Below are 14,579 nucleotides of genomic sequence, written 5' to 3'. Positions count from 1 at the left end.
AAATACTGTATTTTTTCCATCCCAATCAAAAATTCTAAATTCTACATTCTACATTCTAAATTCCCTTCACGACTCCACTTTATCAGCACCACCTAGTTATCTTATCATCAATGAAAATTCAAGACACCATAGCGCACCTCAAATCTTTAACAGAATTAGATATTAAACTTGATTGGTATTTCACTGATGAAAAGTTAATCAATCCTCCTACAAAAATTGAGCAAAATTGGCAAAAAGCAATTCCCAATGAAAAAAATTATTTAATTTGGTCAAAAGGTAATAAAGTGAGATGGTTTGCTCAAAAAATTATGATTCCCCACGCTTTAAATGATTATCCTTTAGAGGGTTTAAATCTCAGAGTAATGCTAACATGGTGGGCGCACTCCGCCGAAGTATTTATCAATGAAACTAAAGTTTGTGAGGGGGATTTATTTGATTCCTCTAGTCGAGTATTAGTAGCTAATAATATTCAACCAAATCAAGAATATATTATCAGTTTACGCTTAATTAGTCCTAGTCATGATATTGGTGGTTTGATGGTTTCTCGTTGTCTTTATGAAAGTGAGTATAACCAAATTGATCCTAGTTTTGTCGCTCAAGAATTAAATATTTTAGCTAAATATTATGAATATTTTAATCAAGAAGAAAAAGATAATTTAATTACATCTCTTAATAACTTAAATTGGCAAAAAGTTAATCAACAATTAGCATTTAATCAAGAATTAATTAGCCTAAGAAATAACTTATTAAATTTAAGTAATACTATTAAAAAAAGAAAGTTTTATTTATTAGGTCATGCCCATTTAGATATGGCTTGGTTGTGGACTTTAGAAGAAACATATCAGGTTGGAGGGCGCACTTTCACCTCAGTTTTAAACCTACAAAAAGAATATAATCAACTAACTTTTGGACATACCACTGCTTATCTATATCAATGGTTAGAAAGTCATAATCAAGTCTTATTGCAGCAAATTCAATCAAGAGTACAAGAAAGAAAATGGGAAATTTTAGGAGGAATGTGGGTTGAACCTGAAGTAAATTTGATTAGTATAGAATCTTTAGCAAGACAATTATTATATGGTCAAAAATATTTTTTAAATAAGTTTGGTAAATATAACAAAGTCGCATGGTTACCAGATAGTTTTGGATTTCCAGCACAACTACCACAAATTTTATTACAAGGAGAAATAAAATATTTCGTTACTGGTAAATTACACTGGAATGACACCAATAAATTTCCCTATGGTTGTTTTTGGTGGGAATCTCCGGATGGTAGTCGTATTTTTACGGCAATGTCACCCCCTAACGTTGCTGGAGTAATGGATACTAACCCTGACACCATGACAGATTACAGTATTAATTGGGAAAAACAAACAGGATTAAAAGATATTTTTTGGTTGCCGGGAGTGGGAGATCATGGCGGTGGTCCGACTCGTGATATGTTAGAAGTAGTGAAACGTTATGATGAGTCACCTTTTTTTCCTCAAGTTAACTTTACTACGGCTGAAGACTATTTGGATAAAATTAGCTCTTATTTCCCTGAAAAATTACCCGTTTGGCATCAAGATTTATACTTGGAGTTACATCGGGGTTGTTATACTACCCATGGCGATCAAAAATATTTTAATCGCTATTGTGAAAGGTTACTTTATCAAGCGGAATTATTTTTATCAATTAATCATTTATTAGCTAAAAAATATAATATTAATGATGACAGTTTAGGTTCTAAACAAGAAAATATAGAGCTATTATGGCAAAAAGTATTATTAAATCAATTTCATGATATTTTGCCCGGCACATCAATTACGGAAGTTTTTACAGATGCAAATAAATATTGGCAGGAAGTTATAAAAGAAACAAAAAAGATTTTATCAGTTTGTTTGTCTAGTATTACTCGATATTTAGCACCTCATCATTCATCAGATTTAGGTAGTAAAGAGATTGTTATTTTTAATAGTTTAAATTGGTTGCGCACGGAATTAGTCGCCGTTAATTTAGATAGTATTGATTATGATATTTATGATAGTGAAGGTAATTTATTAACTACTCAGGTATCTAGTGACAAGCAATTTTTATTTTTAGCAGAAAATATCCCTAGTATTGGTTATAAAAGATTTCTGGCAATACCTAAATCAATTCAGACTGTCAACAATGATTTATTAAATAATTTAGCTGATTTTTGTTTAGAAAACGATTATATTAAAGCGGTAATTGATAGCCAGTCAGGGAATTTAATTAGTATCTATGATAAAGTTAATCATCGAGAAGTTATCAAAGGACAAGGGAATGAGTTACAATTATTTCAAGATCAAGGACAATATTGGGATGCGTGGAATATTGATCCTAATTATGAGCAGTTTCCCCTAGAAAGTCCTAGTTTAAGTAAAATTCAATGGTTAGAAAAGGGCAATTTAAGACAAGTTATCGAAGTGGTTAAAATATATCACAATTCTACTTTTACTCAGCGTTATATTTTAAATGTGAATAGTGCGATTATACATATCGAGAATAAAGTTAATTGGCAAGAAAAATATACTTTATTAAAAGTAAACTTTCCTCTAAATTTTAGTAGTGATAATGTAAATTATGAGGCGACGGGCGCTGTTATGAGTCATACTACTAATCCTCAAAAGGCTGAAGAAAAAGCAAAATGGGAATTATGCGCCCACCACTGGCTCAATTTAACTGATAATAATTATGGAGTTAGTTTGCTGAATAATTGTAAATATGGTTATGATGTTAAACCTAATCAAATTAGACTTAGTTTGTTGAGAAGTCCAAATTGGCCCGATGCTTTTGCTGATCAAGGATTACATTATTTTACTTATGCTATATATCCCCATCAAGGAGATTGGAAAAGTGCTAAAACTATTCATCATGGCTATGAATTAAATACACCACTATCGGTAATTATTCAAGATAATTGTCATGAGAAAATAGGTGATTTGCCCAGCGCCCTTCCCTTCTTAACTATCAACTCGAATCATTTAATAGTGATTGCCTTCAAAGAATCAGAAAATAATCAAAATGAGTATATTTTGCGCTTATATGAATGTGAAGGAGAAAAAACAGAATTGATAATTAATAATGATTTTAATTTAAAAGTCAAGAATAGAGTCAATTTCTTAGAAAATGTAGTGAATAATGACGATGAAATTATTAATCCTTTTGCTATTGCTAGTTATAATTTGATCACGAAAATTCAATAAACTAAGACACATTTACCGCAGTTTTCATTTCCTTAAAGTATACTTTGGATTATCGCAAAGATTCTCTTTGCGTCTTTGCGCATCGAGGCGAGAAACAAAAAACGTGATTTTAGATGCGCACCTAACAGAACAATGATGCAATTTTCGCTTACGATAGGTAAAAATGTCATAAAAGTTACTAAAAACTGGATATAATTTGCTTAAACTGCCAGAAGAAATGCGCAACAAAAAAATAATCCCTCATGCTTAATCAAACCGCTTCAATGATAGAATCACCTTTCCCTGCTGAGGAATCCAGCGCCCTTCACCCCGCCATAGAGATATTATTGACAGGAAATTTTGAAGAACGTTGGGCAATGTCTAAATTTTTGGTAAAGTATGGTGAAACCGTCATTATCCCTTTAGCTGAAAAATTATTTGATAGCAATACTGATAGTGATGGGCGCTGGTATATCCTCAAAGTATTAAGTGAGTTTAAACATCCTCAAATTACCCTAATTATTAGTGAATTATTACAAGAAAATATTGATGACGATTTAATTATATTAGCTACTGAAATCTTAGCGAAACAAGGCAAAGACGCATTACTTCCCCTCTTACCTCTCCTCAATAACTCTCAATATCGCCTTTCAGTAATTAAAGCTCTCGCCCAAGTTACCTACCCAGAAATTATTTCTCCCCTCTTAAATATCATTAACGATGATAACCCAGAAGTACGGCGAGGGGCGCTGGCACTATTAGGCGGTTTTAATCGCCCCGAAATTACCAGCGCCCTCATCCACGCTTTAGGAGATTATAACGGTATAGTGCGCCAAGAAGCTATTATGGGATTGACTCGGCAAATGCGCTTTGAAGACACAGAAACCCCCGTTAAACTAATTATCCCTTATCTTGATGATGTCGCTCTCAATGTAGCGCAACAAGCCTGTTTTTCCCTTAGTCGTTTTGCCACCCCTTCAGCAACCCTAGCCCTTTATACTACTTTAATCAGCGATTATACTCCCACCGTATTACAAAAGAGTTTAATTCAAGCTCTGGCATGGCAAGAAACTGCTTTTAGTATCGAGTGTTTAGGGAAAGCATTATCTCTGGTGAAAGAATCCATCATCAGTGAAATAATTGCTAGTTTTGGCAGAATAAATAATCAAGCATTATATGCTCAAATTGCGAGAATTACCATTGAATTTTATGAAGATAACTACCCTCGTAAAGATGATATATTAATCTGGCAAAATCTTTGTTATACATGGCAAAAATTAGAGATTAAAGAAAGCATTAATCAGTTAAAATATATGGAAGAATCTGCACAAAATAGTGTTAAATTTCATGCACAATCAGCTTTAAAGGCATTGCGATAGAAAACTAGATAGAATTTTAAAGTAACAGCCAAACAAAATATGTAGGTTTTTGGCAAGGGGTTTAAACCTCTTGTTTTCCTTCAAGTCTTAGAATATTAAATAATTAATCATGAGTGCAGAATTTAGAGAATTATTAAAAAAAATTGGTAGCGGCGCGCACACTCACAAAGACTTAACTAGAGAGGAAGCCTATGAAGCTACAGAAATGATGTTACGGGGTATTGCCACCCCCGCACAAATTGGCGCTTTTTTGATTGCGCACCGCATCAAGCGCCCCACGGGGGAAGAATTGGCAGGAATGTTGGATGCCTACATGGATTTAGGCTCAAAATTATCCCCTCTTACTGCTACCAATCAGCCTTTGACAATTTTAGGCATACCTTACGATGGGCGCAGTCGTAGCGCCCCTATCTCTCCTATTACCGCTTTAATGTTAGCCTGTTGTGACGTACCAGTTTTAATGCACGGTGGTGCAAGGATGCCCACTAAATATGGTATAACATTGGCGGAAATATGGCAATATTTAGGCATTGATTTTACCCTATTATCTCTCACTCAAATTGAAGATTTACTGAATCAAACTAATTTAGGATTTCTTTATTTACCCACTCATTTCCCCCTTGCCCATAGTTTAGTAAAATATCGGGATGAAATCGGTAAGCGCCCTCCCCTCGCTACTTTAGAATTAATTTGGCAACCTTATCTTGGCAACACGAAATTAATCGCTGGTTATGTGCATCCCCCCACAGAAAATATGGTGCGGAGGGCGCTGGAATTGAGAGGAATAAAAAGTTTTACCATGATTAAAGGATTAGAAGGAAGTGGAGATTTAAAATTATCCCAAACTACTATTATCGGGGTTAATAGTGAAGACAATTATCAATATTTGAAACTTAATTCCCATGAATTTAACCTCAGTCATCATGATGTTTCTCTAGGGAGTGACGCAGAATATTACCAAGAATTAACTAAGTTAATTAATGGAGAAAAATCATCTCTTTTTGATAGTGCTATCTGGAATGGTGCTTTTTATCTTTGGCACTCTGCTTTAACAAAGGATTTAGCCACAGGGATTGATTTAAGTAAAAGCCTTTTAAGTAGTGGTCAAATTAGAGAAAAAATTGCTCAAATAAAAAGTTTTCTATAACAAATAATTAGGGGGTGCTGAAAAAGTATTTTAGTGAGGGGAGGTGTCAGGTGTCGGGTGTCAGGTTTCAGGTGAAATGCTTATCAATTAAAGAGTTAAGCCAAATAGTTATTTTTCATAAATTGCTCACTTGTATCAATAATTCTTGATGGGGATGAAAAAATACAGTATTTTTAGAGAAAAAAGTCAATTTATGACACTTTTTGTTATGTAAAATAGACTTTAAACCTTTATTTGACAAGGTTTTTGATTTATTCAGCAAATCCTAATTAATTATTAATTTCCTTTGCCCTTTAAAAAACTTTGCCCTTTGCCCTTTTATCAATTACTAAGTTTTCTTAATCTATACTTAACCAAGTTCCTGACTTTTCTTGATATATTAAAACCAGAATAAAACAAGGAAAATTGGTATATAAAAAATTTATGGCGATTAGAGTAGGAATTAATGGATTCGGTAGGATAGGAAGACTGGCGATGCGCGCTGGTTGGGGAAATCCAGCCATAGAATTTGTGCATATCAACGAGATAAAAGGTGGTGCGGTGACGGGCGCCCATCTCCTCACCTATGACTCCGTGCATGGGAAATGGGATCGAAAAATTGACGTAGAGGGTGAAAAAATGACCATAGAAGGTCAAGAAATCACCTACAGTGAATTTTCTACCCCCCAAGAAGTGCCATGGGCAGACTACGGCGTGGACATCGTTATTGAGAGTTCAGGAAAATTCCGCACTCCCGAAACCCTTAACCCCTACTTTGATTGTGGTGTCAAAAAAGTAGTAGTAGCAGCGCCCGTCAAAGAAAACGCTTTTAATGTCGTTGTGGGAGTAAATGATCACTTATACGATCCTGACAAAGATCATATCTTAACGGCTGCCTCTTGTACCACCAACTGCCTAGCGCCCATCGTCAAAGTCATTCAAGAAGGGCTGGGCATCAAACACGGTGCCATCACCACTATTCACGATGTGACAAATACTCAAATTGTCGTCGATGCACCTCATAAGGATTTAAGAAGAGCAAGATCATGCCTAGAATCCCTCGTGCCTACCACCACAGGATCAGCCACCGCCATCGCTATGATTTACCCTGAACTGAAAGGAAAAATTAACGGATTAGCGGTCAGAGTACCTTTATTAAACGCTTCGTTAACGGACTGCGTTTTTGAGGTAAATCGTCCCACAACCGTAGAGGAAGTCAATAAAATGCTCAAAGAAGCATCAAATAAAGAACCCCTCAAAGATATTTTAGGTTATGAAGAATTACCATTAGTATCTGTGGACTACAAAGACGATCCCCGTTCGAGTATTGTGGATGCACTTTCCACCATGGTAATTGACGAGACACAAGTAAAAATTCTGGCTTGGTATGACAACGAATGGGGTTATTCTAATCGTCTTGTGGAATTAGTCGCCAAAATCGCCTCATCTTTATAATTTCGCCCTTCCCCCTCTTTTTCTTGTTGGGTTTCGTAAACTCAACCCAACCTACTTCTTTCGTTATTGGTGTTGGGTTTCATAAACTCAACCCAACCTACTTCTTTCTCCCCTCTCCTATGGGAGAGGGGTTGGGGGTGAGGGTAATTGATTATTGACAACAAACAATACATCAGCAAAAAAAATGGATAAAAATATTAGAAACTATTGCCTAGTAACCGCAGCCTACTGGGGTTATACCATTACGGATGGGGCGCTGAGAATGATAGTATTATTGCGATTCAACCAACTTGGCTATACTCCCATCGAAATCGCCTTTCTTTTCCTCTTTTACGAAGTTTTTGGCGTTGTTACCAACTTCTTTGGCGGTTGGATTGGTTCAAAATTTGGCTTACGATTAACCCTTTACGGCGGTATTGGTTTACAAATTTTCGCCCTTGTCATGTTAGGATTTCTTAACCCTGATTGGGCAACACCGGTACAAGTTTTCTATGTTATGGTTTCCCAAGCCTTCTCGGGAGTTGCCAAAGACTTAACCAAGATGAGTTCAAAAAGTGCCGTGCGCTTGGTTGTGCCAAAAGAAGCAGAATCAAAATTATTTAAGTGGGTGGCAATTCTCACCGGTTCAAAAAATGCCCTCAAAGGTTTAGGGTTTTTTGTGGGTGCGGCGCTTTTGGAAATTTCAGGGTTTCAAAATGCTTTATTCATTCAAGCTGGGGTACTATTTATCATCTTCCTGAGTGGTCAATTTTTGCCGAAAAATATGGGCAAAATCAAAGCTAAAATTAAATTTAAACAGCTATTCTCAAAAAGTAAAGCTATCAATATCTTGTCACTAGCCAGATTTTTCTTATTTGGCGCTAGGGATATATGGTTTGTGGTGGCTTTACCCGTATTTTTTCAAAGTGAATTGGGTTGGACATATATTCAAGTTGGTAGTTATATGGCTTCTTGGGTAATTGGTTACGGCTTTATTCAGTCTTTTTCCCCAGCTATCCTAGGGCAAAATCGCAAAAGTACAGCACCTCAAGCCAAAACTATTCAAATTTGGACTACCGTCTTAACCGTTGTGCCTGTGGGCATTGCTTTAGCATTTCACGCTGGAGTTGACCCCCAACTTACTATCACGGGGGGATTAATTATTTTTGGTATCGTCTTTGCTTTTAATTCTGCGGTGCATTCCTACCTCGTGTTAGCTTATACCGAAGATGATGACGTGGCGCTTAATGTTGGTTTTTATTACATGGCTAACTCCGGAGGGCGCTTGTTGGGTACAATCACTTCTGGTATTTGTTATCAACTATATGGCATTGTCGGCTGTCTATGGTTTTCCGCCTTTTTTGTCTTAGTGGCATCCTTAGTTTCTTTTAAATTACCCTCGCCGAAACAGCATAAAGAGTTAATGGCGGAGAATAATTAGGGGTTGCTGAAAAGTGGTGAGGGGAGGAGTCAGGAGTTAGGATTTAGGAGTCAGGAGAAATGCTTATAATTAAAATCTGCCGTTGCTGATTTAAGCTATGAACATAAAAATTTCATAATCTCAAATATTGGTTATTTAATCGTTTACTGATAGGTATTAAATATAAATCATATTTAAAATCAGCAACGCCTAAAATCTTTATTTGACAAAGTTTTTGATTTATTCAGCAAACCCGAATTAATAATGGATCAAAAGGTTAAAGGGCAAGGGGCTTAAGCCCCTTGTTATCAAAATTCAATTGCTAATAATCTCACAACTCAGATAGGATCGCTATATATACAATTATTTTGCACGAGAACTTAAAGTTAATCCACACCATGAGCAAAACGATTGTACAGAAAGTCTAAAGCATGATTACGCAAATCGTAATAGCTAGGGTCTTCCATCATTCTTTCTCTGTCTCGTGGGCGAGGAAACGGAATGTGCATAATTTCTCCGATGGTTGCTTCTGGTCCATTGGTCATCATCACGAGGCGATCGCATAAAAATAACGCTTCGTCTATATCATGGGTAATCATTAAAACGGTGCAACGGTGTTCATTCCAAATATTGAGTAATTCCTCCTGTAATTCCTCTTTCGTAATGGGGTCAAGGGCGCCAAAAGGTTCATCTAAAATCAATACTTCTGGGCGTATTGCCAAGGCGCGCGCTATGGAAGTGCGCTGTTTCATTCCCCCCGAAATTTGATCTGGCTTTTTCTCAGAGGCATCAGTTAAGCCCACTAAAGCTAAATGATCTCGCACAATGGCTCTTTTTTCTGCTTCTTTTTTGTTCGGGTGAACAGAATCCACCCCTAAATAAACATTTTCAAAGACTGTTAACCAAGGCAATAAAGCATAGTTCTGGAATACTACCATACGATCTGGACCTGGTTTCGTGATGGCTTTACCTTGCACATGAACAGCGCCCCTCGTCGGTTCAGCAAAACCAGATACCATATTTAAAAGGGTGGACTTACCACAGCCAGAATGACCAATGACGCAAACAAATTCTCCTTCTTCCACCACCAAATTAACATCCTTGAGAACCGTTACAGAACCTTTGGCTGTGGGATAAACTTTAGAGACATTATTAATGGTTAAAAAAGAATTCATGTGTAATTGTTGCTCCATTTGGTTAATGATTTTTCTATTTTTTGATACTTGCATAGTGCATCTCCGCAATTCAGTCATTGAACAAAGTATTTTTCTTTTTTGAAATAGAAAGACGCTGATAGGAAAGGGAAGCAGAGAGGAATGGGAAGGAGGGGAGAAAGGAGAAACAAGGAGATATTATTCATTACTTCTTACTTCTTACTTCTTACTTTTTACTTATTCACCCTTTGCCCTTTCCATCAATTTAGGCGGTAACCAGAACACGAGAATTAAGAGCAATTTCCGCCATAGTAATATCACGTTTAATGGTTAAGCTATTTAAGTAACCGACAGGATCTTCTCCATCAAAAGGAACATCATCAAATAGTTTAATTGCCTCACGGCGATATTTTAAATCAGTTAAACCCAATTCCCGACAAGCGGTACTAAAAACACTGACTCGACAAACTCTTTCTAAAATTTCTACCCAGTTACGGGGGAAAGGAATATCACCCCAGCGCGCCATCTGTGTAATCATCCATAAATGTTCCGTACGACTAGGGCGATTCATACCATCACCAAAAAAGTGATGGTGCGCATACTGAACATTATCACCTAAATTACAACTGTAGTTTTGGGGATCCCCTAGTTGGATGTAATCAATATTGGTACTAAGGTACTGGCGAGAAGCGAGAATCTCTCTAATTTCCTGATGATTTTGCGGATTGGCGCAATATTGACAGGCTTCTAATAAGGCTTTAACTAAAGCAATGTGAGTATTAGGATATAGCAGAGCCCAATCTTCTCTTACACCTAAAACCTTGCCCGGATGTCCATTCCACACTTCCAAGTCAGTGGCGATGGTAAAACCAACATTTTCCATGGCAGCGCGTAAGTTCCAAGGTTCTCCCACACAATAGCCATCAATACTACCAGCTTTTAAATCTGCTACCATTTGGGCAGGGGGAATAGTTTGCAAATGAACATCTCGGTCTGGATCAACCCCTTCACCGGCTAACCAGTAACGTAAGAGAAGATTGTGCATTGAGGAAGGATGCACCATGCCAAAGCGATGGCTACTATCAACGGACTCCAGAAGCATTCTTTTTAGTTTTTGTCCGTCATAAATACCTTGATCATAAAACTGTTTAGCGAGGGTAACGGCATTTCCGTTACGAGTCATGGTTAAACCCGTGACAGTGGGTAAAGGTTCATTATTATTACCACCGATAGTTAGCCAACTGGGCATCCCTGCGGGCATTTGCGCACCATCGAGGTAGCCTCCAGCGATACCATCGACAATACCGCGCCAACTGCTTTCCCTAACAAGATTAACTTCGTCTAAGCCATGTTTACGGAAAAAACCCTTTTCTTGGGCAACGGCGAGGGGCGCTGAGGCAGTTAAAGGCACAAAACCGATTTCTAGGTTAACTTTTTCTAAGCCATGACGGGCAACAACTCCTTGTTTTTGGGCTCGGAATTTTTTAATGCGTTTTTGTTGATTGAGAAAATAAATAATTTCACTGCGTAAACTGTAATAACTAGGATGATTAACTACTTCTAAACGTTTACGAGGGCGAGATATATCTACTTCTAAAATACCACCAATTTTTGAACCCGGTCCATTAGTTAGCATCACAATGCGATCGCTCAGAAATACTGCTTCATCAACATCATGAGTTACCATGACGGCAGTGATTTCATTTTGGGCGCAAATTTCCATCAGTTGTTCTTGTAAATTACCTCTGGTTAAAGCATCCAGCGCCCCAAATGGTTCATCGAGTAATAGTAGTTTGGGACGAATTGCCAGCGCCCGTGCAATAGCAACTCGTTGTTTCATTCCCCCAGAAAGTTGATTGGGTAGTTTATCGGAGGCTTGGGATAAACCGACGAGGTTAATATGCTCATTAACTATGTCTTTTTTCTCGCTTTCGGAGTAACCTTTCATTACTTCATCCACAGCGAGCGCGATATTTTGACGGACAGTTAACCAAGGTAATAAACAGTAACTTTGAAAAATTACCATTCTTTCTGGTCCGGGTTTTTGGATTTTTTTGCCTTCTAAAGTTACAATGCCTTCACTGGGTAAGTCTAACCCGGCAATCATGTTTAAAAGAGTGGATTTCCCACAGCCAGAGTGACCAATCAAGGAGATAAATTCACCTTTTTTGATCTCTAAATTAATGCCTTTGAGGGCTAAGTATTCACCGCCACCCGTGAGGGGAAATACTTTTTCGATATTATCAATTGCTACAAATAAGCTCATCTTTTTTCCTCAATTTTTTATTTAAAAAGTTAAAAGGGCAAAGGGTGAATGAGTAAGAAGTAAGAAGTAATGAAATAAATATCTCCCTGCTTCCCCCTCTCCCCTGCTTCCCCTTCTAGTTCAAAACAAATGGGTTTTGTAATGACAAGCCTTGATTTAGCGCCCGGGGGCGATCACTTTCTGTAAATAGGCGATGGCACGATCAAGAATTAAACCGACAGCACCGATATAGATAACGGCTAAAATAATTTCACTGATATAGTTTTGTTGGTAAGCATCCCAGATAAAGAAACCAATGCCGACAATACCTGACATGACAATTTCGGCGGCGATAATTGCTAACCATGCTAAACCAATACCAATTCTTAACCCTGTAAAAATGTAAGGTAAGGCTGAGGGTAATAAGATTTTGAAGAAAAAGTTTTTATTCGATAACTGTAATACTTTTCGTACGTTGATGTAATCTTGAGGGATTTGTTTTACTCCCTCGGTGGTGTTGATGAGAATAGGCCAAACAGAAGTAATAAAGATAACGAAAATGGCTGCTGGTTGGTTTTGTTGTAGGGCAACGAGCGCGATAGGTACCCAGGCGAGGGGCGCTACCATGCGCAAAAATTGGAAAATAGGGTCAAGGGCTTTGTCTAAAAATTTGTTTGTACCCACGACAATTCCCGTCGAAATTCCCACGATAGCGGCAATAGAGTAACCTTGGGCAACTCTGCCTAAACTAGCCATAGTTTGCCAAAATAAACCCTTATCTAAACCCCCTCGATCATAAAAAGGATATAGCAACAGGATGCGAGTGCGTTCCTCTGTAAATAGGCTCGTTGGACCGGGTAAGCGCATACCGGGCAGTAGGGAAACCATTTCCCAAACGAACAGAAATCCAATTACGCCGATAATAGGGGGAATTAAGTTTCCTTGATACTTTTGCCAAAAAGTTATAACGGGGTTACTACTCTTTTTTTTGCTAGAAACTCTCACGGAAGTGGTCATAATTTAGTCCTCTTTTTTCTCAAAATCAATATTGCTATTAAACTTTTTTAATTTCTAGGCTATCGAGATAGGCTTGGGGATTATCAGGATCAAAGGTTTTTCCATCAAAGAATGTTTCTACTCCCCTTGAGGTGGTGGCTGGAATATCGGCTGTAAATCCTGCTTCGGTGGCTGCTTCTTTCCATAAATCTTCTCGATTTACTTTGTCAATAATCTTTTTGATTTGATCAAAATCTTTAATTTTGCCATCGTGAAATCCCCATCTTAAGGTTTCGGTTAAAAACCATAAATCATGACTTTTATAAGGGTAAGAGACACTACCTAGGTCGTCTTTCCAATATAAAGGTCCCATTTTGAAGTCTTTTATTTCCGCTTGTCCATCTCCCATGATGTAATTTCCGTTGTAGGGAGGGGTAACAACTTCTGCGGGAATATTAAAGTAATTTCTACCAGAGACGATGGTAACTAATTCGGCTCGATTATTAGGATCATCGCACCATTGTTGGGCTTCCATTAAACCTTTTAAAACGGCTTTAGTTGCTTTGGGATTTTGATCAACCCAATCGGCACGAATGGCAAGATATTCTTCGGGGTGAAATTTCCAAATTTGGGCCGTTAAACATGCCATGTGACCAATTTTATCAGCAATAATACGATAGGGCCAAGGATCACCTGTACTAAAAGCATCCATTGTACCGTTACGCATTCCTTGTACTGTTTCGGCGGGAGGCACTGCTAATAAATCAATATCGGTATCTGGATTTATTCCCCCGGCCGCAAACCAATAACGAATCCAAAAGTCTTGGTTAACGTTGGGGAAGGTGTGGGCAGCTTTAAATTTTCTGCCGTTGGTACTGGCAAAACCTTTGATGTAATCGGCGGCGTTGCTAAGGTCTAAATGTAATCCTTTTCCTGCATGAATCCCTGCTACGGCGACACCGTTACCGTGGGTAATGAGTTGTGCTAAAACGTACATAGGTACTTTGTTGCCGTTGGTGATAATGCCTTCGCTCATGAGGTGAGGCATGGGCATTTGCCATTGTCCACCGTCGATACCTCCTCCTTGTGAACCGATGGTGACGTTATCTCTGGCTGAAGCCCAACTGGCTTGTTTGGATAGTTCTGCTTCTGTCATGCCATATTTGGCAAAAAAGCCTTTTTCTTTAGCAACAATTAAGGGCGCTGATTCAAAGATAGGTATATATCCGAGTTTAACTTTAGTGGTTTCTGGCATCATTTCTGGGCTGATGGCGGAGGGCGCTGGGGTGGCTGGAGTGGTAGTTCCTGTATCGCTCCCTTGTGGTTCTGGTGGATTTCCTGCACATCCTTTGAGCAAAACTGCTCCAGCTGAAATACCTGCAGTCACCATAAATTTACGACGAGAAAAGTATGACATTTAAAACCTCTTTTACTATGTGTATATCTAATTTTTGATAAGCAGACATAGCATTATGACTATCTGTAACTCAATAATGATTGTCTTTTATCTATAGCAAATAGTATATCGCTAGGATTAATCCTTGTCTATAATTTCGTTTTACTATTTTATATTTTTTTGATAAGCTTAGATTATAGCATTTTCTATCCTTACGAGGTACGCTTAATTCTTTTAATGA

9 protein-coding genes are annotated in these 14,579 nt (G+C 37.8%); 5 read left to right on the top strand and 4 right to left on the bottom strand.

What is annotated here, in order from left to right:
• Positions 1–110: 110 nt before the first annotated feature.
• From IGQ45_13820 to arsJ, 5 genes are all read left to right on the top strand, one after another.
• Positions 111–3,209, top strand: a complete 3,099-nt coding sequence (locus tag IGQ45_13820; protein MBF2058254.1) for an alpha-mannosidase — start codon at positions 111–113, stop codon at positions 3,207–3,209.
• Between the two features lie 242 nt (positions 3,210–3,451).
• Positions 3,452–4,567, top strand: a complete 1,116-nt coding sequence (locus IGQ45_13815) for a HEAT repeat domain-containing protein (GenBank protein MBF2058253.1) — start codon at positions 3,452–3,454, stop codon at positions 4,565–4,567.
• A 109-nt stretch (positions 4,568–4,676) separates the two neighbouring features.
• Positions 4,677–5,714 carry an anthranilate phosphoribosyltransferase family protein gene (locus tag IGQ45_13810; protein ID MBF2058252.1) on the top strand — a complete coding sequence of 346 codons (1,038 nt, stop codon included), beginning with the start codon at positions 4,677–4,679 and terminating at the stop codon, positions 5,712–5,714.
• A 423-nt stretch (positions 5,715–6,137) separates the two neighbouring features.
• Positions 6,138–7,148: an ArsJ-associated glyceraldehyde-3-phosphate dehydrogenase gene (locus IGQ45_13805; GenBank protein MBF2058251.1), complete on the top strand. Its 1,011-nt coding sequence runs from the start codon at positions 6,138–6,140 to the stop codon at positions 7,146–7,148.
• Positions 7,149–7,332: 184 nt separating this feature from the next.
• Entirely contained in the window at positions 7,333–8,568 is a 1,236-nt protein-coding gene (arsJ, locus tag IGQ45_13800) for an organoarsenical effux MFS transporter ArsJ (GenBank protein ID MBF2058250.1), read from the top strand.
• Positions 8,569–8,933: 365 nt separating this feature from the next.
• Here arsJ and IGQ45_13795 read toward each other — a convergent pair whose 3' ends face one another.
• From IGQ45_13795 to IGQ45_13780, 4 genes are all read right to left on the bottom strand, one after another.
• The gene (locus IGQ45_13795) at positions 8,934–9,776 is read right to left on the bottom strand and encodes an ATP-binding cassette domain-containing protein (protein ID MBF2058249.1); all 843 of its coding nucleotides are present in this window, start codon (positions 9,774–9,776) and stop codon (positions 8,934–8,936) included.
• A gap of 190 nt (positions 9,777–9,966) precedes the next feature.
• Positions 9,967–11,967, bottom strand: a complete 2,001-nt coding sequence (locus tag IGQ45_13790) for an ABC transporter substrate-binding protein (protein MBF2058248.1) — start codon at positions 11,965–11,967, stop codon at positions 9,967–9,969.
• 156 nt (positions 11,968–12,123) lie between these two features.
• On the bottom strand, positions 12,124–12,963 hold the full coding sequence (ntrB, locus tag IGQ45_13785; protein ID MBF2058247.1) for a nitrate ABC transporter permease: 840 nt from the start codon (positions 12,961–12,963) through the stop codon (positions 12,124–12,126).
• A gap of 37 nt (positions 12,964–13,000) precedes the next feature.
• On the bottom strand, positions 13,001–14,359 hold the full coding sequence (locus tag IGQ45_13780) for an ABC transporter substrate-binding protein (GenBank protein MBF2058246.1): 1,359 nt from the start codon (positions 14,357–14,359) through the stop codon (positions 13,001–13,003).
• Positions 14,360–14,579 lie beyond the last annotated feature (220 nt).

Origin of the sequence: Cyanobacterium sp. T60_A2020_053, assembly GCA_015272165.1 — a bacterium.
GTDB lineage: Bacteria > Cyanobacteriota > Cyanobacteriia > Cyanobacteriales > Cyanobacteriaceae > Cyanobacterium.
The sequence above is the reverse complement of the archived record's forward strand: the minus strand, read 5'-3'. Positions and strand labels throughout refer to the sequence as shown.